The sequence below is a fragment of the Bradyrhizobium sp. LHD-71 genome, from assembly GCF_031157255.1.
Classification (GTDB): domain Bacteria; phylum Pseudomonadota; class Alphaproteobacteria; order Rhizobiales; family Xanthobacteraceae; genus P52-10.
Genome location: NZ_JAVIFX010000003.1, coordinates 92,049 through 112,291, shown reverse-complemented (window position 1 = coordinate 112,291; position 20,243 = coordinate 92,049). Strand labels below are relative to the sequence as shown.

Genomic DNA, 20,243 nt, shown 5'->3' with positions numbered 1-20,243 from the left:
TGTTCACGCTGCGTAACCTGATTGTGCAAGGCCATAGTCGCGCACGCTGCTGACAGCCTGATGGAAGCGCAGCTTCCGCACGTATTCGACCGGATCTTTCGGCCGCACAAGCGCTCCCGGCGGGACGTTGAGCCAGTCGACCAGCCGCGTCAAAAGGAAACGCAATGCCGCGCCCCGCGCCAGCAACGGCAAGGCATCCTGTTCCGCGGTCGACAGCGGACGGCAACGCGAATAGCCACTCAGAAGCGCGCGCGCCTTGGTGACGTTGAACGCGTGATCGGCCTCGAAACACCAGGCGTTGAGGCAGATGGCGACATCGTAAGCGAGGAAATCGTTGCAGGCGAACGGGAAATCGATCACGCCCGACACCTTGTCGCCGAGGAAAAGCACATTGTCGGGAAACAGGTCGGCGTGGATCACCCCCTGCGGCAGGCCCTCAGGCCAGCTTCGCTCCAGATGATCGAGTTCGGCGCTCAGGAGTTCGTAAAGCCCGTGCTGCACCTCGTTCGCACGCTGCGCGGCCTGTTCGAACAGCGGCCGCCAGCCCGTGACCGACAGCGGGTTCTTTCGCACAAGCGGAAAGTCATGACCGGCGAGATGCAACTTCGCGAGCACCTCGCCGACGCCCGCGCAATGCACAGCGTTGGGCCGTCGCGGCCACATGCCTTCAAGGAAATCGATGATCGCCGCGGGCCGTCCGGCGAGCGGCGAATAGACTTCGCCCCTGCGGTTTTTGGCCGGCTGCGGGCAGCTCACGCCGTGCGCCGCGAGGTGCGCCATCAGCGACAGGAAGAACGGCAGATCGGCCGCCGCCACCCGCTTTTCATAAAGCGTGAGGATGAACGCGCCCTTGCTGGTGTGCAAAAGAAAATTGGAGTTCTCGACGCCTTCGGCGATGCCCTTGTAGGAGAGCAGTTCGCCGATGTCGTAATCTTTCAGAAAGGCCGTCAGTTCTTCGACGGAGACGTCGGTATAGACCGCCATTGGGCGGTCCTATTCGGCGGCGGTGGCAGGCCGCAGCGGCCGTGGCAGCGGGAAGAAGATTCCGTCTTCAGACGCCGCAGACACCGAGTCCACGCGCAGCGTGTATTTCTCCGCGAACGCGTCGAGGATTTCCTCGACGAGCACCTCCGGCGCCGAGGCGCCTGCGGTGATGCCGAGCCGGCTGACGCCCTCGAACATCGACCAGTCGAGATCGGCCGCGCCGTTGACCAGCACCGCGCGGGGGCAACCCTCGTGTTCGGCAACCTCGCGCAAGCGTTGCGAGTTCGAGGAGTTCGGCGAGCCGACCACGATCATCGCGTCGACCACCGGAGCAACCTTTTTCACCGCGAGCTGGCGGTTGGTGGTCGCGTAGCAAATGTCTTCCTTGTGTGGACCGATGATGTCCGGGAAGCGTGCCTTCAACGTCGCAACGATCGCCGCGGTGTCATCGATGGAGAGCGTGGTCTGCGTCACGAAGGCGAGCTTCGACGCATCGTTCGGCTGAAATTTCTTCGCCTGCTCAACGGTCTCGATCAGGATCACCGCGCCCGGCGGCAGCTGTCCCAGCGTACCGACGACCTCCGGGTGACCCGCGTGACCGATCATCGCGATCTCACGCCCGCGCTTGAAATGGATTTCCGCCTCGCGATGGACCTTGGTCACCAGCGGGCAGGTTGCGTCCAGCGCGAAGAAATTGCGACGCTCGGCTTCAGCCGGGATCGACTTCGGCACGCCATGCGCGGAGAACACCACCGGCGCGTCGGTGTCCGGAATCTCGTCCAGCTCCTCGACGAAGATCGCACCCTTGGTGCGAAGGCTTTCCACCACATGGCGGTTATGGACGATTTCGTGCCGGACATAGACCGGCGGACCGTACAGTTTCAGTGCCCGTTCCACCGTATCGATGGCGCGGACCACGCCGGCGCAAAAACCGCGAGGGGAACAAAGGACAATATGAAGCTCTGGCTTGCGAGGTGCCGTCATGGGCTGGTCTCTAGCGACAATGCGGTCCGAAACGGACGGTTTTGGCCCATTCCGCCGGGCATTTAGAAGTTGAATCGGCGGTCAGCGGCACGTTGCACAACGACTTGGCCCTCATGGGTCGGGAAGTCAAGCGGGGCGGTTCAAAGGGGTATCGGAACGGCCCGTAAACCATTGCGCGAAGACCCCCGAAACGCCTATATAGGGCGCAATTCCCGTCATCAGAGATGACCCGGCTTCGCCTCCAAAAGGCGGACGAAGCGCAAAGGAGATTTGCCCGTGAGCACCGCCCCCCTCATGCCCAAAGCGACCGCCGTCTGGCTGGTCGATAATACCGCCCTCTCCTTCGACCAGGTGGCCGATTTCTGCAAGATGCACCCGCTCGAGGTGCGTGCCATCGCCGACGGAGATGCGGCCCAGGGCATCAAGGGCTCCGACCCGATCTCGAACGGACAACTGACCCGCGAGGAGATCGCGCGCGGCGAGGCAGATCCGGCCCACCGGCTGAAGCTCAGCGAGACCAAGGTTCGCTTGCCGGAGCCGAAGCGCAAGAAGGGCCCGCGCTACACGCCGGTGTCGCGCCGCCACGAGCGTCCAAGCGCGATCCTGTGGCTGGTGCGCAATCACCCCGAACTGAAGGACGCGCAGATCATGCGCCTCGTCGGCACCACCAAGACGACGATCGCCTCGATCCGCGACCGCACCCACTGGAATACGGCGCAGCTCACGCCGATGGACCCGGTAACGCTCGGCCTGTGCTCGCAGATCGACCTCGACTTCGAGGTCCAGCGTGCGGCGAAGGAGAAGCCGGCCGCAACCGCCTACGGCGGCGCGACGCTGCTGCCGGCGTCCGAGACCACGAAGAAGGTCGAGGACGACGAGGCGCCGACCCAGCCGGCGACATCCGACGAAGAGATGGACGAGGCCAGAGTATTCGCAAAGCTCAAGCAGCTTGGCGGCGGCAAGAAGGACGAGGAATAACGGCCGCCGAGTTCGTCCATACCTCGTGCCGCCCTGCCCGGCAGCGATGAGCGTCGGGCTTCGTTCGCGGCGAGGACGCGTACTACCTCGCGTTCAGCATGTCCTCGGTCACGCGCCGATGAGCGCGATCGACTCGCGCCTGGCTCTGCTCGCGCGCGATGTCACGGTCCTTCATGCACGCGGCATAGGTGTTCGAGCCGGGCGTGCCGGCGTTGCGTTGGCAAAACGTGTCGTCATCCGTCGCACTCGCCGTCGGCGACTGGCGGCTCGTCTGCAAACAGCCGGCAAGCGAGAGGCCAACGACGATCGTCAGCAGGAATCGTGATGTCGTTGCGCGCATAAGCCTCGTCCGATCGGTGTCCGGCCTCGTTGAATAGGACGCATGTGGCCTATCGATGGCGGCAGGTAGATGCAAACTGCTCACCCCACGCCGCGCTCCTTCAGCGCGCCGCCGATCTCGTCGAGGATCGCCGGATCATCGATGGTGGCGGGCATGCTCCAGCTGTCGCCGTCGGCGATCTTCTTCATGGTGCCGCGCAGGATCTTCCCCGATCGCGTCTTCGGCAGGCGGCCGACGGTGATCGCCAGCTTGAAGGCGGCCACCGGACCGATCTTCTCGCGCACCAGCGCCACCACCTCGCGCTCGATATCGCCCTGCGACCGGGTGACGCCCGCCTTCAGCACGAGAAAGCCGCACGGCACTTCGCCCTTCAGCTCGTCCTTGATGCCGAGCACCGCGCATTCGGCGACATCGGGATGCGACGCCAGCACCTCTTCCATGCCGCCGGTCGACAGGCGGTGGCCGGCCACGTTGATGATGTCGTCGGTCCGGCCCATCACAAACACATAGCCGTCCTCGTCCTTGAAGCCGGCGTCGGACGTCTTGTAATAGCCGGGGAACTCCGTGAGATAGGCGTCCTTGAAACGCGCATCGTTATTCCACAGCGTCGGCAGGCACGCCGGCGGCATCGGCAGCTTGATGACGATCGAACCCATGGTATTCGCGGCAACGGGCCTTGCCGCCTCGTCGACCACGTCGACCTGATAGCCCGGCATCGGCACCGTCGGTGAGCCGTGCTTCACCGGCAGTTGCCCAAGGCCGACCGGATTGCCGGCAATGCACCAGCCGGTCTCCGTCTGCCACCAGTGATCGATCACCGGCACTTTCAACTGCTGCTCCGCCCATTCCACCGTCGGCGGATCGGCGCGCTCGCCGGCGAGAAACAGCGTCCGGAATTTCGACAGGTCGTATTGCGCGAGCAGCTTGCCGTCGGGATCTTCCTTCTTGATCGCGCGGAACGCGGTCGGGGCCGTGAACAGCGCCACCGCGCCATGTTGGGCGATCACGCGCCAATAGGCGCCCGCATCCGGCGTCCCAACCGGCTTGCCTTCGTACATGATCGAGGTCGCACCGTGTATCAGCGGGCCATAGACGATGTAGGAATGGCCGACCACCCAGCCGATGTCGGAGCCGCACCACCACACCTCGCCGGGCTTCACGCCGTAGAGGTTGAACATCGACCACTTCAGCGCAACCAGGTGCCCGCCATTGTCGCGCACCACGCCCTTCGGAATGCCGGTGGTGCCCGACGTGTAGAGGATATACAGCGGATCGGTGGCGGCCACCGGCACGCAATCGGCGGCCTTGCCTGCCGCAACAGCCTTGCCGCGCAGCTCGGCCCAGTCGTGATCGCGCCCCGGAGTGAGCGCACAGATTTCCTGCGGCCGCTGCAGCACGATGCAGGCGGACGGCTTTGTCTTCGACAGATCGATCGCCTCGTCGAGCAACGGCTTGTACTTGACGATCCGTCCGGGCTCGATTCCACAGCTTGCCGAGAGAATGAGTTTCGGCTCGGCGTCGTCGATCCGCGTCGCCAGCTCCTTGGCTGCAAAGCCGCCGAACACCACCGAGTGCACGGCGCCTATGCGCGCGCAGGCCAGCATGCCGATCACGGCTTCCGGCACGAGCGGCATGTAGATGATGACGCGATCGCCCTTGGTAACGCCGAACTCCTGCATGATCGCCGCGAGCGTCTTCACTTCGTCCAGCATCTGGCGGTAGGTGAACTTCGCGATGCTGCCGGTCAGCGGCGAGTCGTGGATCAGTGCGACCTGATCTGCGCGCCCGTTCGCCACATGGCGATCGAGCGCGTTGTAGCAGGTGTTGACGACGGCGCCGGCAAACCAGCGCCCATAAACGCCCTGCGAAGCGTCGAAGACCTTGTCCGCAGGCTTGATCCAGTCGATTTCCGTTGCGGCTTCCGCCCAAAAGCCCTCCGGGTCACTCATCGCGCGCGCATAGACGTCGTGGTAGCGGCTTTTTTTCCGAGCGTTCATTGGCGTTTCTCCCGCACGGGTCGCAGACTTCAACGGTTTGTCACGGCCTCGTGTCCTGGTTCTAACGTCCGCACCCCGCTGCAGCAACCTTGTGTGCGAACCCCTGGCGCCTCGCAAACGTCGCTGTTCACGCCATGTCTAGCGGCCGGACGGCTGCGTCGGCATGGTCGCGCCGAGCCGTTCGATTTCCAGCGCCAGCGACTTGTGACCAGCGCGGGCAGCTTCATGCGTCGGGTCCAAGCGCAGCACTGTTGCGTAGTCGGCAAGCGCCCGCCGCCGGTCGATCTTCGCGCGATAAAGCTCTGCGCGTGCAAACAACGCGTTCGTGTTCGTCGGGTCGAGTCGGATGGCCGCACTGAAATCGCGGATCGCCGCATCGGCTTCGGCAAGCGTCCGGTGAAGTTCAGCACGCCTGAGAAAAGCCTGCGTGTAGTCCGGACGCAGGGTGACGACATGACCGAGATCCTCGACCGCAGGCCTCAGCCGGCCCTGACGAACGAATGCCTCGGCGCGGGCAAGAAGGATGTCCGGCGCGCGCGCCTCTGCCGTCGCCTTCTCCATCAAGAGAGCGTCGCAGTCCTCGATCGCGCGTTCCGGCGTCGCCGCGCTACCCTGGATACAGTCCGCACCTGGCAGGTCGGCAGCTGTGGCATCCGCCGCGCTCAACCCGAGGCTGAAGGCGAAGATGAGAAGCGCCTGCCGCATGGAGGGGCCTCGTGCATCGAAACTCTCAGGTCCGGTTCCGTCTGATTCCTCGGCACGATAGCAGGCATCGCGCGTGAAAATGCAGCTTCAAACCAGCCATGCACACGCACTTTTCGCACCTAATCATTTGTTTTTACTTGTAAATTTTTGATGGCGACACTTCGCTCGACAAATTCTCGTCTCCCCCGGCGCAGCGGTTGCCAAATTCCTATATCGTGTCGGGCGAAAGGTGGTCGCCAAAAGGCAAAATGTTAATTCTGGAACTCGGGATCATCACGGTCCTGATCGTCATCAATGGCCTGCTCGCGATGTCGGAGCTCGCCATCGTGTCGTCCCGGCCCGCGCGGCTGGCGGCACTTGTCGAAAAGGGCGCGTCCGGCTCGCGGCGCGCGCTGGTGCTGGCGTCGGATCCCGGCAAATTTCTCTCCACTGTGCAGATCGGCATTACGCTGGTCGGCGTGCTGTCTGGCGCCGTATCGGGCGCCACGCTCGGCCTGCGCCTGACCGACTGGATGGCAGAGCTCGGCATGCCGCAGCGCGCGGCCGACATTGCCGGCGTCGGCGTGGTGGTCACGTTGATCACTTACGCTTCGCTGATTGTCGGCGAGCTCGTGCCGAAGCAGATTGCGCTTCGCAATCCGGAAGCTGTGGCGCTGAAAGTCGCGCCGGCAATGACGCTGCTGGCAAAACTCTGCTCGCCAGTGGTCACCCTGCTTGATCTGTCCGGAAGGGCCTTGCTCTGGCTGCTCGGCCATCGCGGCAAGAAGGAGGAAAGAGTCACCGAGGATGAAATCCGCACGCTGATCCTCGAGGCCGAGAACGCCGGCGTACTCGAACCCGGCGAGAAGGAAATGATTGCAGGCGTGATGCGGCTTGGCGACAGGCCGGTCGGTGCCGTCATGACGCCGCGGCGCGACGTCAACATGATCGACCTGACGGATGATTTCGACACGATCCGCGTAACTTTCACCGAGAGCCCGCACTCCCGATTGCCGGCGCATGAAGGCGACCCCGATCACCCGGTCGGCATTGTTCAGGCCAAGGACCTGCTGGACGCCTGCATGTCCGGCGGCACGCCCGACGTCAGCAGCCTGGTCCGCCAGGCGCCGGTGATCCCTGAGTCCGCCGACGCACGCGACGTGGTTGCGATCCTGAAGGATTCCCCGGTGCATATGGGCCTCGTCTATGACGAGTACGGTGGTTTCCAGGGCGTTGTCACCAGCGCAGACATTCTCGAATCGATTGTCGGCAGCTTCAAGACGGAAGAAGGGCCCGCCGAGCCTGCGGCCGTGCCGCGTGACGACGGCTCGTATCTGATCTCGGGCTGGATGCCGGTCGACGAATTCGCTGACCTGCTTTCGATTCAGGTGCCGGAAATCCGCAGCTTCCACACCGTCGCAGGCTTCATGCTGCAAGGCTTCGGAACGCTGCCGGAGGTCGGCGGCAGTTTCGAGCGCAACGGCTGGCGGTTCGAAGTGATGGACATGGATGGGCGGCGCATCGACAAAATCCTTGCGTCGCGACTTGAGCCGAAGGCCGCGCGTCAGGCGCAGCAGCAGGAGGCCGCGCTCCGCAACGGTCGCTCGAAAAAGAGCGCGCAGGCGAAATAGCTGTCGCCGTTCAAAACGACACAGGGCGACTTGCCTACCGGCCCGGTAACGAGGTTGACGAAGGCCTAAGAGGCATTCTCCGGGCAGCGCTGCATGACGACAGGCCCCGTTCCTGCTGCAAGCCCGATCGTCGCGTGCAGTGGTGCGCATCTGCCGCCGACGCAGATCCGCCAGTCGGGGACCGCGCCTGAATTGGCGAGCGTAACCTCACTGCGGCTGACGGTCGGCGGGCGCCAGCGCCACCAACCATCGACAAGGCGTGCGTGCGCCGGCGGGTCGATGCCTGCGCCGGAACCTTTGACGCGCGCTTCGACCAACATCAGGCCGTTGCGTGTGACCCGCCAATCCTCCTGCCAGTCCGTCTTCTCGACCGAATGCGTCCAGGCAAGCGTGAAGGCCGAGACCTGAAGTGCCTTGACGATCGTGCCCGCGATGAAACACACGCTCATGGGATCACCAGTCGGTCGGACCTAATTCTTCAGCCCCTTCTCCCTGTAATAGCGTTCCGCGCCGGGATGCAGCGGGATCGGCACGCCGGTCAGCGCATTCTCGAGCTTGATGTGCCCGCCTGCGGCATGGGCGCTGGCAAGCGCCGGCAACGACTCGAACAGCAGCTTGGTCATCTCGTACACCAGCTGTTCGGATACGCCTGAATGGGTGACCAGATAATTCGGGACCGCGGCCGTTTCGACATCGCTGTCCTGGCCCTCGTACGTGTTTGCCGGAATCGTCGCCGGGATGAAAGGTGATCCCATCCGGTCGACGATGGCCTTCGGCACCGCCACGACGGTCACCTCCATCGCATTGGACAGATCGCGCAAACTGGCCACGCCGAGGCCGGCCGACTGCAGCGTCGCGCTCAACCGGCCGCTCTTCATCAGGTCGACCGACTCGGCGAACGGCAGATAGTCGATCTTGCCGATGTCGGCATAGGTCATACGCGCTGCTCTCAGGATCGCGCGGGTGTTGAGTTCGGTACCGGATTTCGGCGCGCCGACCGAGAGGCTCTTGCCCCTCAAGTCGGTGACCGTCCTGATGTTGCTGTCCTTCACGGCCATGAGCTGGATGTAGTTGGGATAGATCGCCGCGATCGCGCGCAAGTCGGCGAGCTTCGATTTAAAACCCGCGTCCTCATCGCCATCCCAGGCAGCCTTCAGCGCGTCGCCGAGCGTGAAGGCGATGTCGCCCCGGCGCTGTTGCAGCAGGATCAGGTTTTCGACGGACGCCTTGGTGGCTTGCACCTGCGTCTTCACGTTCGGGATTTCCTTTTCGTAGATTTCGCCGAGGGCAACGCCGAGCGGATAGTAGATGCCCGACGTGCCGCCGGTGAGGATGGTGATGGACTGCTGAGCCTCGGCCGGCGGCGCAGCTAGCATAAAGGCCGCCGCAACGAGGGCGAGCAGACTTCGCATCGAAGTTCCTCCGAATCCGTTGCTGTGAGTGAGAGCAGTCGCAGGGCATCTCCGGCCCGACAGATTCACGACACCAACTGAATAAGATATGACTCCACTACCTGGAAACGCGCATCATTCAGGAACAGGCATCGTCCATGTCTCTTTCGCGGACGACAGCACGATCATGGTGTCGGTGCGTTGCACGCCCTCGATGCCCTTCACTGTATTGGCCAGAAACCGTTCGAGATCGCGGGTCGTGCGCACTCGCACCTTGAGAAGATAATTCCACGCACCGGTAATATGATGACACTCGAGCACATCCGGCGATTGTTTGATGCACTCGATGAATTTCGTTTCGACTTTCGGATCGCTCCAGCCGACGAGCACGAAGGCGAGCAGTTCGAGGCCCAGCGCCTCGCTCGACAGCCGCGCATGAAAGCCGGTGATGATTCCGTTGCGCACGAGCCGCTTGATGCGGTCGTTGACCGTGGACGATGCGCTTCCTGTCGCACTGCTAAGTTCGGCGAGCGACAGGCGATCGTTGTCCTGCAAGAGCGCAATCAGCTTGCGATCGATTTCATCGAACGTATCACGCATGTCGCCGTCATTCCCACGCGCGCCCCCGAAGGCTTATACGCGGCTCGACGATCGATGCCTATCGCCCGACGACGGAACCTGCAAAAGCCAATACGTTGAAAAACGCAGAGTTTTTTCGGAACAAGCCTGCCAAATCGGGCAGCGGAGTTGCAGAACGCGCCTACACCAGCTCAGTGCCGGTTCTTTCTGCTGCGCTCGCGGCGAGCGCCCGGCCCACGAACTTGTTCCGGCCAGCGCCGCTCAAACGCACGCGCGGCGATGTCTCTTGCAGTTGTGGTGAGTTGCGCCGCGAACCGAGCGGCCACCTGGTCTTCTGTCATCACGCGCTTTGGATACCGCAACGTCAGGGCGCCGAGCACCTGTTGCCCGCGCACAATTGGAACCGCCATTCCGTTGACGCGGCGGGACCGGGCCGACCTGGTGAATGCGTAACCGCGTTCACGAACGAGCGCCAGATGCCGCTCCAGCGCAGTTCGCTGGGCGATACTGAATCGCCCTCCATCAGTCCCGATGGCGTCGATGATCGACCGACGTTCATCGGCGGCGCAAAACGAAAGATACGCAAGTCCAAGCGCGCTTTCATAGATCCGGAATTTCAAGTCGTAACCGACAGTCTCGAACGACATCGGACTCTCCGGCGCCGTGCTGTGACGGATCAGCACAAGCGCGTCGCTGACGGTTCCGAGATAGAGGGGCCAGCCGGTGCTTGCCGTAAATTCGCTCATCGGACCGGCGGCAGCGTTCACTAGATTGTCGACGAAACGGACACCGGCTGCGAGCGTCAGCACCCGATCAGTGATCCGATAACCCATGCTGCGCGACACGTGCGTGACGTAGCCTAGCGCGACCAGGGTTTCGAGCAGTCGCGCCGTCGTCGACTTCGGCAGCGCGGTCGCAGCTGCGAGTGCAGTGAGCGTCGAGGTGCGATGCCGGTTGAGCGCCTCCAGCACTCTGAAGGCGCGCTCGACCGGTTCGATGGCTGACGGTGCGGCGAGTGGCATGCCGAAAGCTTATTCCGTAATACGGAATTTGTCGATTTAGCGGGGCTCGCGCGCGATCCGGCTTGCTAAGCTTGGCGAAATTTCGCGGCGACATCGAATGCCGCGGAGCATCGGGAGAACGCCATGAGCTACCAGACCATCGAGGTTCGCAAGCTGACTCCGACCATCGGCGCAGAAGTTCATGGCGTCGACCTGTCGCAACCCTTGGGCAATCAGCAGTTCCAGGAGGTCCACGATGCGCTGATGGACAATCTGGTGATCTTCTTCCGCGACCAGAATCTCACCGTCGAGCAGCACAAGGCGTTCGGCCAACGCTTCGGCAAGCTGCACTTCCATCCGAACGCGCCGAAGCTGATCGAGGGACATCCGGAGATCCTCGTCATCAAGGCCGACGAGAAGAGCAAGCACGTCGCCGGCGAGGAATGGCATTCCGACGTCTCATGCGACGTCGAGCCGCCGATGGGCTCGATCCTCTACATGCACGAACCTGCCGTCAACGGCGGCGGCGACACCATGTTCGCCAACATGTATGCCGCCTACAATGCGCTGTCGGATTCGATGAAGCACTACCTCGAAGGCCTCACCGCGATCCACGACAGCACCAAGGCGCATACGCACCGCCGTCGCGACGGCGCGACCGACCAGCAGTTTCCACAGGCCGAGCACCCCGTCATTCGCACGCATCCTGTCACTCAGCGCAAGCTCCTGTTCGTCAACCGCGGTTTCACGACCAAGATCGCGCAGCTCAAGCGCAACGAGAGCGACGCGCTGCTGGAGATGCTGTTCCGTCACGTCGAGACGCCGGAATTTCACTGCCGCTTCAAATGGCAGAAGCATTCCATGGCGTTCTGGGACAATCGCAGCTGCCAGCATCAGGCGATGTTCGACTACTGGCCAAACCGCCGTTACGCCCACAGGGTCACGGTGTGCGGCGACAAGCCATTCCTCAGATGAGGTAACGCCGCTGCCACTATCTCAGCGTCGTTCTCGCGAAAGCGCGGACCCAGTAAACCTCAAGCGCCTGTAATAGAATGAGCGCTGCGGTGTACTGGATGCCCGCCTCCCATAGGTGAGCGAAGCGACGCAGTTCTTCCAACGGCTACGGGCGAGCGAAGCGACGCCGTTCTTCGAACGGCTATAGGCGAGCGAAGCGACGCCGTTCTTCGAACGGCTATGGGCATGGCGACGGAGATTCCGCCTGAAATCGCCCCGTTCTATTGAAAGCTCGCTGCCAGATCCCTCGCGCCTGGCTGCTGAACGGCGGCGTCCATGCGCGCATCGGTCACGCTCAAGAGCTTTGCGACCGTGTTGTTGCGGCTGGCGACGGTATTGCGCTCATAGCCGCGCCGCTGAAAGAAGTTCGACGTCGGCACCCGCTCGCGCATTACCTGCGGCATCATGATGATGTCGAGCCCCGAGCCGTCACCCGTCAGGTTCATCATCTGCAGCTCAGCCGCCGTCAGTCGGTCGCGATAACCGCGCATCCGCGCGAAACGGATCGAGCCGACGAGTTTACGCGCCTGCAGCAACGGCCCGATGTCGATATCGAGCAATACGGCGTGGACACCCCAGCCTTGCTGCGTCTCGCCGAGCTTCTCCTGCGAATTCCAGTCGGATGGCACCGTGCGGCTGAATGCGATCATGCGCCGCAGAGCGGCCATTTTCGCCGTCATCGCGTTGTGGCGCGCTCCAGTCAGAGCGGCCGCCTTTGCCGTCAATGCGCGCACGAAATCATCGCCGTGATCCGCGAGGAGATGCATGGTGTACGTAATGAGCAATTGATTGTAGCCGATGGCCGGCGACAATGGCTTCGCGCCGGGCCGCGCGTTCAACAGCCCCGATTGTACGTCGTACGTGCCGATCCCGCCCGTCTCGAAGGCATAAAGCCTGACGGCAAGGTCGGCGGGGACGCCCTCGGCGGCGACGGCCCGGGCATAGGCACGCTTGAATTCGATCTCGCTTGCAGGACGCTGCGGCACGAAATGGAAATACTTCTGCGCCGACGCCAGCATCTCAGGAATCGTCGGCACGTATTTGACATCGCGCGGTACCGGCGCCGGTTTATCGGGCGCCGACGGATCAATCGGACGCGGCGGACCGTCATAGACGGGCGGCTGAGTCAGCACATAATCGTCGAGAGCGACCTCCTGTCCGTGGCGGCGTTTCGCCATTCGCAAGCGCCGTTTCTCTGTGACCGCGTTCCAATAAGCCGTGGCCGCGGAATCGAAACTTTGCCAGGCAAGTGTGTAATCGCGCAGCTTGCGGCGATACTCGGCCATCGCCTGCGGGCTCGCTGCCGGCGCAACAGCAGGTGACGCATCGTTCGACAGCGCCGGTTGCTGCGCGTGGCTCATCGTCGCCAGCGCGACGGAGGCGGCCGGGATCAGCGCGAGATGCAAGAACTTCAGGTTCGGCATCGATTTGAAACGATACGCTCGCCGTTCAGCGTCACTCCGCCTTAGTGCCGCTCGCCTTGACAATCTTCGACCATTTGGCCTCATCCTTGTCGATGAAAGCCGCGTATTCCTCCGGGGAGCCCGGTGTCGGCTCCGTTCCGTCGGCAAGCAGCCGTTTCTTCACGTCCTCGGACGCCAGCGCCGCACGCAGCTCCTTGTTGAGCTTGTCGATGACCGGGCGCGGCGTACCGGGAGGCGCCGCCAAGCCATAGTACAGCGATGCGTCGAAACCGGCGATGCCGGCTTCGGCAATGGTCGGCACCTCCGGCATCAGGCTGGTGCGGGTCGTGCTGGTTACCGCGAGCGCACGCAGCTGGCCGCCCGCAACGCTGCTGTGTGTCGCTGGCACCGGCGCGAACGCCATCGGAATGTGGCCTCCGAGCAAATCGGTCAGTGCAGGGCCGGTGCCTTTGTAGGGCACGTGTACGAGTCGAATGCCCGCCGCGTTCGCGAAATACTCGCCGGACACGTGACTGACCGTGCCGACTCCAGCTGAACCGTAATTCACCTTGCCCGGATTGGCCTTGGCATAGGCGATCAGTTCGCTGAGCGTCTTGGCGGGAAATGACGGGTGAACGACAAGGGAATTCGGCGCGTGGCCGATCAGGCCGATCGCGGTGAGATCCTTGCGCGGATCGTAGCCGGCATTCGGATAAAGCGAGGGGCCGATCGCAAGGGTGCCAGTGTAGCCGAGCACGATGGTGTAGCCGTCGGGCTCGCTGTTGGCGACGGCCTTGGTGCCGATCGTTCCGCCCGCGCCCGGGCGGTTGTCGACAATGACCTTCTGGCCCAGCGTCTCGCCCATCTTGTCCGCGATGGCGCGTGCGACAATCGAAGTGGAACCGCCGGGTGCAAACGGCACGACCAGCGTGATGGGACGAGCAGGATAGTTCTGCGCGCCTGCCGGCTGCAGCAGAAGCGGCGCGGCGGCAAAAATGGCCGCAGCAAGCAGCAGGAACCTCGATTTCGACATATCCCGGCGGTCCTCCAGACAATTTTTGGGCGAATGGGGATCAAAAAAGGCATCGCACCGGTGCAGGTCATATCGCGGAACCCGGCGTGTGTCGAACCGCACGGCGCCCCGGTTAATCTTGATAATTCAGGTTAAGGAGCGGTTCGCTTTGACGGCCCGCATCGACGAGAGGACAAGACGCAGACCGGACAGAAGTCCATGTAAGTTACGCGTCTTGGACTTGATTTCAATTGTCCGGCGTCTGGGGAGGCCGCCGGCGGTATACTGCGCTCGGCGGCCTTTCTTCAAATTGGGAGTCGCAAGTGGCGAATAGTGAGTAGTGAATAGAAAAGACGGCGCGAGCCGTCTCCTACGTCACTACTTACTATTCGCCATTCACCATTCGCCTTCAAGTTGCCTTATTTAGCATCAAAACGCAGCGGTGAATTCCGTCGAATATTTGCAGCTTTTTGCTGGGCGCGCGAAGCCAAATCGACGACACTTTATTTTCAACACGCGCATTCCATTGTGCGCAATGTCGATACGCGCATCGACGCACCAACGGGGAACGTCATTGTGCTGAACGTCTTCAGAAGCCGCGTCATCATCGGCGCGTTCGCAGTATCTGTCATCATCACCGCCGGCATCGCACCTGCTTCCGCGTCGTACGACGGGACGTGGACGGTCAGCATCGTCACCACAAGGGGTGTCTGCGAGCCGGGCATGGCGTTGCCAATCCAGATCAGCGATGGGCGCGTCGCCTCAGGCCATTCGCAGGTCGGCGTGTCCGGTCGTGTCGCGCAGGGTGGCGGCATTACCGTCACCGTTATCCAGGGTCTCAAGCGCGCGTTCGGCCGCGGCAAGCTGGCCGAAGCCTCGGGCTCAGGGACGTGGCGGGGCGGCCCCTGCTCCGGCACGTGGACCGCGACACGGATCTGACATCCACCCTTCAGGTTTCGTTGCCACAATCAAGAGCGCCATCCGACATGATGGCGCTCTTTTTTCGTATTGCGATAGGCTTGGGACGCGTCGGGGATAGATGCGGGAACCATCGTTTGAACCCGATGTTGGTCCAGCGAGTCAAATGTCAAACGCCAAGCGTAGGCTCCCGCCATGTCCTTTCTGCTGGTCGTCGCCCTTCTCGCCGCAACAGCTTCAATAATCGCAACCGGTTGCATTGCCTACGTCGTGATTTCGTTTCGGCGTAGCGGAGGCCTGATGGCTTCGCGGATCGGCCGACAACAACTGGCGCTCGTTCTCGTCACCGCAGATCATTCGCGGCGACGTCAATTGCGCCCCGCACGCCGGCAACCGCGCCTGCTCCCGATTCCTGTTTCCTGATACTGGCAGGCTGCGAGCATGCGCCGACGTGACGCGAGCCTCCGAAACGCAGCACGCGCTTAGCGCCAGGCAAACACCGGTTGCTCATATTCGACGACGCGCGTCAGGCGCCCCGCCAGCATCTCCCGGAATTGATAGATCAACGCGGCCGTCGGTGCGTTGACGTGATTGCCGTTGATCAGGATGCGAACGATCGGCCGGTCGCTTTCGAGAATCGAGACGAAGCTGACGACATCGATCGGCGCGATGTCCCTCAGCGCAATCCGATGCACGGAAGCGACCTCGTCCGGATTGGCACGGACGCGCACATCCGTGCCCGCCCACATCACCACCGGCGTGATGAGATAGCCTGAGCGGGTCGGATAGTCATCGAGCGTACCGAGCACCGCGTCAGCAGAAAGGCGCAATCCGAGCTCCTCGTCGAGCTCCCGCAGCGCGGCCTCCGCGACCGTCTCGCCTTCGTCGCAGCGGCCGCCGGGCAGCGCCCATTGACCGCCATGAGCGCGCAGCTTGCTGGTTCGTTTCGTCAGGAGGAACGCAGCCTCACCCGGCGTCTCGTCGGATTCGATCAGTGCGATTGCAACCGCCGCGCGTTTCAGCGCACGTCCGGTTTCGGTTGGCGGCAGCCGCTCGAAGGCCGCACAAAGCCCAGCCACTTTCGTCCGGCAGGCATCGTCAAAGGCGAAGGTCATGAAATTGACCTAGCGCAGCGCTCGCGCCAAGGGAACTAGGCGGTACAGCACCTCCCATTGCGAAAATCGATGGACGGCCGCCGGTATGCCCCGCAGCTATGCGACTGAGCGATCCTTAGCCGCGTGACAAACTGCCATGCAGGACGATTGAAAGCAGCTAATCTGCCCAGATTTTGCCGCCATCCGCGCATGCCGATGCCAAATACGCCTGTTGAATGTTTGGTGGGCAGGATGAAGTGCAACAACTTGCATTGAGACGCAGTCATGTCAGACGCTACTCTCGACCGGGGCACGATGGACATTCAACAGCTTTCGACTTACGGCCTGCTTATGCTGTATCAGGCAGTCAGGCTTGCGCTCGACGAAGACGATACCAACCCGAACGATCGGCTGTTTCAGGTGCGTGAGAACTCCGATTGGCGCAGGTGGTCGGACGAGATTGCAAGCGAGCTCGACCATCGCGGCGCGAGCTATTCAAGGATCGTCTGGTAACGTTCGCGGCTCCTCCAAGCGCGTGCCTATGTTCGCACCGTTAGAGAGGGCATCAGATTCCGCGCATCAGCTCCTTTTGCGGAGCCGTGGCCAGCATCGTTCGGGCAACCGGAATTTCGGGTAGGTCGGCGAACAAGTCGCTTTCCTGCCGGTCGGCGCCGAGCACCACGCGTACTGTCCCGAATCCCACAACGACCACGTCGCGTGGCGCGGACGACGGGCGCGGTCGCGCGCCCGTGACCATCAGCAGGCCCGGTTCACGGCGCGTGACGAGACCGGGGTCGTCCCAAGCCTCGTAGCGTGCAAACCAGAAGTCGTCGACGGTTTCTGCAGTGAAGACGAGGTCGTCAAAACGAACGACATGGCCGAACCGGGCGAAGAGTGTTTCGATCTCGCCGTCTGTCATCGGAACGAGAACACGAAGGCTGCTCATCTCATGACTCTCCGCGCCGAGGGTTCGTCACACGGCCTGCGTGCAACGACGACACTGTAAAATTGCGCGCTGAGCATTCCGGAAATCAGATACCGGTTCGGTACCGAATTCCATTCAATTTGAATGATTGTTTGTCGAAAATGCGAGGCGCTCGAGCTTGGCCCGCACATCACAGGTATCAATCAGTGCTTTCGTCGCCGCTTCGGAGCCTCGCCAACCCAGTTGCGCGGAGCCGAAGGCCCGGCGGGCGCGAAAGAGTCATAAGGCGGCTGCCGTAACCTCGCTGCGAAGCCATCGATCGTACGGTCGCTCAATCGAAAGCTCGCGACGCTCCTTCCTCGATCAGGCCTGATGGCCCCACCCGTAAGGGCCATGCGACCCTCGCCATGGCAGCGATGACGCTAGTGTCCCGGATCCGAAGTTCGCTTTACTTTGCAGCGAGCTCAGAGTGAACTTCGGATTCGATCAGGACACCAGCAAGTTTATGATTCTAGTGTCGGTTATGGATCAGAAATTCGCACGATGGACTCGCGGCAACGATGGAGCAATTTCTGGTCCACAACACTAACGGTCATTCGGCGAATAGCGCGGTGGCCTATATCCGCCTGATGGATATCGGCCTGACGGACGTCCGAAAACGCCTCCGATACTGATGCCATCGCCAATGACCCGCGGCGGAATGTATACCCGCGGAGGCGGCGGTGGACTGGTGTAGATGACGATGTCGTCGTCAATCGGCGGACGTACGCGCCGCGGCGGCGGGGTCTCCGCCTTCTTCATCGGCGGCCGGGTGTCGACCTTCCTCTTCGCCGGCGGTGGGGCGACGGTGCAGGGACAGGTCGCAGGCGCGCCCGCAGCTTTGGACGGAAGGCTCACCGGTGTTGGCGTTGCCGCCGGCGTTGCGGCACCTGCAGCCGGCACGACCGCAGCGTTCGCAGTCAGCGAACGATTGCGAACTCGGTCCTCGAGTTTGCGCGCCGTCGGAGCCAAGTCGCTGCCGGGATAGCTGACGACGAAAGAGCGGTAGGACGCGGCGGCGTTGACGATCACCGCGGTGTTCCAGGCTATCATTTCCTTGCGGCGATCGGCGAGGTGCCGTGTGCGCACGGCATGCGGCGATTGAGGAAACACCACTACGAACGCCTCATAACCCTCGATCGAATCTTCGGCGATCACAAGCCGGTAAGCCACCTCCGGATCCTTTCCCTGCAGTTCGCGGCGCCAATCGTCGGTCGAGCGCGCCGAGGATGCCTTGGCCGGGGTGGTGCCCGACGCAGCCTGGCCGTCCGGCTGGGTCGGATGATCGCCAGCAAAGAAGCGGAAGTCCGACGTCAGCGATGAGCTTTCCCACGGAACCTGACGGCCCTGCGTTGCATCGTTGACAGCCACGCGCACACGTTTGAACGCTTCCTCAATGGGCAGACCGCGTTCGCGCGCAACGTTCAGCAGCGCCGTCGTGTACGGACTGTTCGCGCCGGTGCCATCCTCCGCCTCCGCTCCCGGCGAAGTGGAATAGGAGATGAACGTGCCCGGCGCACCGGACCTGGTATCAACCATGGCAAGCCCGCGGCCGGTTGTCTGGCTGATCGTCGGGAACGGATTGTTGCGGCACGCATCGAGCATGACGATGCGCATCTTGTTAGGCACCGAGTTGAGGGTGTTCAGCAGGTCATTCAGCCGCACCGCTTGCAGCGGAATATCAGCCTCGCGCTTCGGATCGATATCGACCGGGACGAGGAAATTCTCGCCATCGACCTGGATGCCATGACCGGCATAGAACACCAGCGCCACCGTGTCGGGCCCGCTGGCGGCGAGCTTGCCGGCGAATTCGGCAATCGTCTTGCGCAAGTCGTCTTGCGACAGATCGGGCGTGTTCATCACCTCGAAGCCGGCAGAGCCGAGCAGCTCGCCCATTCGCTTCGCGTCGCTTTCCGCGTTCGGAAGTGGGGACACCGTCCGATAAGCGGAATTGCCGATCACCAGCGCGAGGCGATTCTCAGCGAAGGCGGGATTGCAGGCAATGATGGCGAACAGGCTTGCAACGGCCGCCGCCTTGAAATGTCGCAGCATGGAAGTTCTTCCCCTCAGGCCACGTTCAGTACTTATCAGATTCAATTTGCGTTCGCAGCGACAGTGGTCATCGCAGTGCCGCGATCAGCAGCGTTACGATCAGCGTGACGATGCCCGCGCAGCCGACGAGCAGGAAGCGATTGGCTATGAGGTCGTAACCGGTCATGCCGCGCATGACATCCTCCTGGATTTCCAACGTCCGCACCAAGATGCGCGGATCTGGCTCCCGAAAACTGTGATGCAGCTCACAGTCGATTCTGCGGCCCATCCAAGTCTTCGTCGCGCACCTGCCCGGGAGCGTTCAGGCCATCGCGCAAGCGTGACCGGCGGAACCGGCCCCGAGCCGCATCGCACCGCGCATTGCGCAGGTCACCGGCTGGCGACATAAAGGTACGGCCAGAACAAAGGGAGGCGAGGATGGGAGGCGTCAAGCGGGATCGCGATGGTGCCGTCGGCTTACTAACGCTCGACGAGCCGGCAAGCCTGAATGCGATGACCCCCGATCTACTGGGCGACCTTGCCCGCGCTGTCCGCGAGATGGCGGACGATGCAGGACTTCGGGCCCTGGTTCTGACCGGCGCCGGCCGAGGCTTCTGTTCAGGCCAGAACCTCAAGGCATTTCAGGCCCTCGGCGACGATATCGTTGCCGGCGTCATGCATCACTACTGGCCGGCACTTCAGGCGCTGCGAGAGTGCCAGGTGCCGATCGTGATGGCGGTCAACGGTGTCGCGGCCGGCGGCGGCTTCAGCCTCGCGATGTCCGGAGACATCATCCTCGCCGCCCGCTCCGCAAGCTTCATCCAGGTGTTCAGCCGCATCGGACTGGTGCCGGACCTCGGCTCCACATGGCTGCTGCCGCGCCTGATTGGCCGTCAACGGTCGCTCGAGCTCATGTTGCTCAATGAGCCCCTCTCAGCGGAACGGGCCAAAGAGTGGGGTCTGGTGCGAGAGGTCTTCGACGACGGCGTCTTGCTTGACGGCGCGATGAAGCTTGCGCGCAGGCTCGCGGAAGGGCCAACGCGCACATTGGTCGCTACACGTCGCTTGCTCGAAGAGAGCGAACATGCGAGCTATGCCGAGCAATTTCGCCGGGAAATCGAGGTGCAGGCCGATATCCGCAAGAGCGAGGATGCACTGGAAGGACGTGCAGCATTCCTCGAAAAGCGACCGGCACGATTTAGCGGTCGCTGAAGCAGCCCGGCTACCACCGGTTTGCG

General features: G+C 62.7%; 20 protein-coding genes. 6 read left to right on the top strand and 14 right to left on the bottom strand.

Annotated elements, in window-relative coordinates:
* Positions 1-3: 3 nt before the first annotated feature.
* Together RCO31_RS03220 and ispH are read right to left on the bottom strand one after the other, a co-directional pair.
* Positions 4-984, bottom strand: a complete 981-nt coding sequence (locus tag RCO31_RS03220; RefSeq protein WP_308966786.1) for a homoserine kinase — start codon at positions 982-984, stop codon at positions 4-6.
* A 9-nt stretch (positions 985-993) separates the two neighbouring features.
* Entirely contained in the window at positions 994-1,968 is a 975-nt protein-coding gene (ispH, locus tag RCO31_RS03215; RefSeq protein WP_308966785.1) for a 4-hydroxy-3-methylbut-2-enyl diphosphate reductase, read from the bottom strand.
* Between the two features lie 276 nt (positions 1,969-2,244).
* Here ispH and RCO31_RS03210 point away from each other — a divergent pair, with 276 nt between their 5' ends.
* Positions 2,245-2,946 (top strand): cell cycle transcriptional regulator TrcR, encoded by a 702-nt coding sequence (locus RCO31_RS03210; protein ID WP_308966784.1) that lies wholly within the window; start codon positions 2,245-2,247, stop codon positions 2,944-2,946.
* A gap of 82 nt (positions 2,947-3,028) precedes the next feature.
* On the opposite strand, the gene RCO31_RS03205 is transcribed toward RCO31_RS03210, so the two are convergent.
* The 3 genes from RCO31_RS03205 to RCO31_RS03195 all read right to left on the bottom strand — a co-directional run bounded on the left by RCO31_RS03205 (position 3,029) and on the right by RCO31_RS03195 (position 5,988).
* Positions 3,029-3,286, bottom strand: coding sequence for a hypothetical protein (locus tag RCO31_RS03205; RefSeq protein ID WP_308966783.1), 258 nt, complete (start codon positions 3,284-3,286; stop codon positions 3,029-3,031).
* An 80-nt stretch (positions 3,287-3,366) separates the two neighbouring features.
* Positions 3,367-5,283, bottom strand: a complete 1,917-nt coding sequence (locus RCO31_RS03200; RefSeq protein ID WP_308966782.1) for a propionyl-CoA synthetase — start codon at positions 5,281-5,283, stop codon at positions 3,367-3,369.
* Between the two features lie 138 nt (positions 5,284-5,421).
* Positions 5,422-5,988 (bottom strand): hypothetical protein, encoded by a 567-nt coding sequence (locus RCO31_RS03195; RefSeq protein WP_308966781.1) that lies wholly within the window; start codon positions 5,986-5,988, stop codon positions 5,422-5,424.
* Positions 5,989-6,236: 248 nt separating this feature from the next.
* On the opposite strand from RCO31_RS03195, the gene RCO31_RS03190 reads away from it, so the two are divergent.
* Positions 6,237-7,598, top strand: coding sequence for a hemolysin family protein (locus tag RCO31_RS03190; protein WP_308966780.1), 1,362 nt, complete (start codon positions 6,237-6,239; stop codon positions 7,596-7,598).
* A 65-nt stretch (positions 7,599-7,663) separates the two neighbouring features.
* Here the strand turns inward: RCO31_RS03190 and RCO31_RS03185 are convergent, their stop codons facing one another.
* The 4 genes from RCO31_RS03185 to RCO31_RS03170 form a co-directional block, all read right to left on the bottom strand.
* Complete coding sequence (locus tag RCO31_RS03185) at positions 7,664-8,047, bottom strand: DUF1850 domain-containing protein (RefSeq protein WP_308966779.1); 384 nt, start codon at positions 8,045-8,047, stop codon at positions 7,664-7,666.
* A 21-nt stretch (positions 8,048-8,068) separates the two neighbouring features.
* Positions 8,069-9,010 (bottom strand): TAXI family TRAP transporter solute-binding subunit, encoded by a 942-nt coding sequence (locus RCO31_RS03180; protein ID WP_308966778.1) that lies wholly within the window; start codon positions 9,008-9,010, stop codon positions 8,069-8,071.
* Positions 9,011-9,124: 114 nt separating this feature from the next.
* Positions 9,125-9,589 carry an Lrp/AsnC family transcriptional regulator gene (locus tag RCO31_RS03175; protein WP_308966777.1) on the bottom strand — a complete coding sequence of 155 codons (465 nt, stop codon included), beginning with the start codon at positions 9,587-9,589 and terminating at the stop codon, positions 9,125-9,127.
* 170 nt (positions 9,590-9,759) lie between these two features.
* Positions 9,760-10,590 (bottom strand): helix-turn-helix domain-containing protein, encoded by an 831-nt coding sequence (locus RCO31_RS03170; RefSeq protein WP_308966776.1) that lies wholly within the window; start codon positions 10,588-10,590, stop codon positions 9,760-9,762.
* A gap of 123 nt (positions 10,591-10,713) precedes the next feature.
* Between RCO31_RS03170 and RCO31_RS03165 the strand changes: the two genes are divergently transcribed.
* Positions 10,714-11,544, top strand: coding sequence for a TauD/TfdA family dioxygenase (locus RCO31_RS03165; RefSeq protein ID WP_308966775.1), 831 nt, complete (start codon positions 10,714-10,716; stop codon positions 11,542-11,544).
* Between the two features lie 260 nt (positions 11,545-11,804).
* On the opposite strand, the gene RCO31_RS03160 is transcribed toward RCO31_RS03165, so the two are convergent.
* Positions 11,805-13,007 carry a hypothetical protein gene (locus tag RCO31_RS03160; protein ID WP_308966774.1) on the bottom strand — a complete coding sequence of 401 codons (1,203 nt, stop codon included), beginning with the start codon at positions 13,005-13,007 and terminating at the stop codon, positions 11,805-11,807.
* A 31-nt stretch (positions 13,008-13,038) separates the two neighbouring features.
* Complete coding sequence (locus tag RCO31_RS03155; protein WP_308966773.1) at positions 13,039-14,019, bottom strand: tripartite tricarboxylate transporter substrate binding protein; 981 nt, start codon at positions 14,017-14,019, stop codon at positions 13,039-13,041.
* Positions 14,020-14,574: 555 nt separating this feature from the next.
* Between RCO31_RS03155 and RCO31_RS03150 the strand changes: the two genes are divergently transcribed.
* The gene (locus RCO31_RS03150) at positions 14,575-14,937 is read left to right on the top strand and encodes a hypothetical protein (protein WP_308966772.1); all 363 of its coding nucleotides are present in this window, start codon (positions 14,575-14,577) and stop codon (positions 14,935-14,937) included.
* A 461-nt stretch (positions 14,938-15,398) separates the two neighbouring features.
* On the opposite strand, the gene RCO31_RS03145 is transcribed toward RCO31_RS03150, so the two are convergent.
* Positions 15,399-16,031 (bottom strand): CoA pyrophosphatase, encoded by a 633-nt coding sequence (locus RCO31_RS03145; RefSeq protein ID WP_308966771.1) that lies wholly within the window; start codon positions 16,029-16,031, stop codon positions 15,399-15,401.
* 264 nt (positions 16,032-16,295) lie between these two features.
* Here RCO31_RS03145 and RCO31_RS03140 point away from each other — a divergent pair, with 264 nt between their 5' ends.
* Complete coding sequence (locus tag RCO31_RS03140) at positions 16,296-16,523, top strand: hypothetical protein (RefSeq protein WP_308966770.1); 228 nt, start codon at positions 16,296-16,298, stop codon at positions 16,521-16,523.
* A 52-nt stretch (positions 16,524-16,575) separates the two neighbouring features.
* Here RCO31_RS03140 and RCO31_RS03135 read toward each other — a convergent pair whose 3' ends face one another.
* Together RCO31_RS03135 and RCO31_RS03130 are read right to left on the bottom strand one after the other, a co-directional pair.
* Positions 16,576-16,956 (bottom strand): hypothetical protein, encoded by a 381-nt coding sequence (locus RCO31_RS03135; protein ID WP_308966769.1) that lies wholly within the window; start codon positions 16,954-16,956, stop codon positions 16,576-16,578.
* A 564-nt stretch (positions 16,957-17,520) separates the two neighbouring features.
* Positions 17,521-19,026, bottom strand: coding sequence for a caspase family protein (locus RCO31_RS03130; RefSeq protein ID WP_308966768.1), 1,506 nt, complete (start codon positions 19,024-19,026; stop codon positions 17,521-17,523).
* Positions 19,027-19,443: 417 nt separating this feature from the next.
* Between RCO31_RS03130 and RCO31_RS03125 the strand changes: the two genes are divergently transcribed.
* Positions 19,444-20,217, top strand: coding sequence for an enoyl-CoA hydratase-related protein (locus RCO31_RS03125; RefSeq protein WP_308966767.1), 774 nt, complete (start codon positions 19,444-19,446; stop codon positions 20,215-20,217).
* Positions 20,218-20,243: the final 26 nt, after the last annotated feature.

Coding starts and splice junctions, on each gene's coding strand:
- RCO31_RS03220 (WP_308966786.1), bottom strand. CDS start 984: ATGGCGGTCTATACCGACGTCTCCGTCGAAGAACTGACGGCCTTTCTG.
- ispH (WP_308966785.1), bottom strand. CDS start 1,968: ATGACGGCACCTCGCAAGCCAGAGCTTCATATTGTCCTTTGTTCCCCT.
- RCO31_RS03205 (WP_308966783.1), bottom strand. CDS start 3,286: ATGCGCGCAACGACATCACGATTCCTGCTGACGATCGTCGTTGGCCTC.
- RCO31_RS03200 (WP_308966782.1), bottom strand. CDS start 5,283: ATGAACGCTCGGAAAAAAAGCCGCTACCACGACGTCTATGCGCGCGCG.
- RCO31_RS03195 (WP_308966781.1), bottom strand. CDS start 5,988: ATGCGGCAGGCGCTTCTCATCTTCGCCTTCAGCCTCGGGTTGAGCGCG.
- RCO31_RS03190 (WP_308966780.1), top strand. CDS start 6,237: ATGTTAATTCTGGAACTCGGGATCATCACGGTCCTGATCGTCATCAAT.
- RCO31_RS03185 (WP_308966779.1), bottom strand. CDS start 8,047: ATGAGCGTGTGTTTCATCGCGGGCACGATCGTCAAGGCACTTCAGGTC.
- RCO31_RS03180 (WP_308966778.1), bottom strand. CDS start 9,010: ATGCGAAGTCTGCTCGCCCTCGTTGCGGCGGCCTTTATGCTAGCTGCG.
- RCO31_RS03175 (WP_308966777.1), bottom strand. CDS start 9,589: ATGCGTGATACGTTCGATGAAATCGATCGCAAGCTGATTGCGCTCTTG.
- RCO31_RS03170 (WP_308966776.1), bottom strand. CDS start 10,590: ATGCCACTCGCCGCACCGTCAGCCATCGAACCGGTCGAGCGCGCCTTC.
- RCO31_RS03165 (WP_308966775.1), top strand. CDS start 10,714: ATGAGCTACCAGACCATCGAGGTTCGCAAGCTGACTCCGACCATCGGC.
- RCO31_RS03160 (WP_308966774.1), bottom strand. CDS start 13,007: ATGCCGAACCTGAAGTTCTTGCATCTCGCGCTGATCCCGGCCGCCTCC.
- RCO31_RS03155 (WP_308966773.1), bottom strand. CDS start 14,019: ATGTCGAAATCGAGGTTCCTGCTGCTTGCTGCGGCCATTTTTGCCGCC.
- RCO31_RS03145 (WP_308966771.1), bottom strand. CDS start 16,031: ATGACCTTCGCCTTTGACGATGCCTGCCGGACGAAAGTGGCTGGGCTT.
- RCO31_RS03140 (WP_308966770.1), top strand. CDS start 16,296: ATGTCAGACGCTACTCTCGACCGGGGCACGATGGACATTCAACAGCTT.
- RCO31_RS03135 (WP_308966769.1), bottom strand. CDS start 16,956: ATGAGCAGCCTTCGTGTTCTCGTTCCGATGACAGACGGCGAGATCGAA.
- RCO31_RS03130 (WP_308966768.1), bottom strand. CDS start 19,026: ATGCTGCGACATTTCAAGGCGGCGGCCGTTGCAAGCCTGTTCGCCATC.
- RCO31_RS03125 (WP_308966767.1), top strand. CDS start 19,444: ATGGGAGGCGTCAAGCGGGATCGCGATGGTGCCGTCGGCTTACTAACG.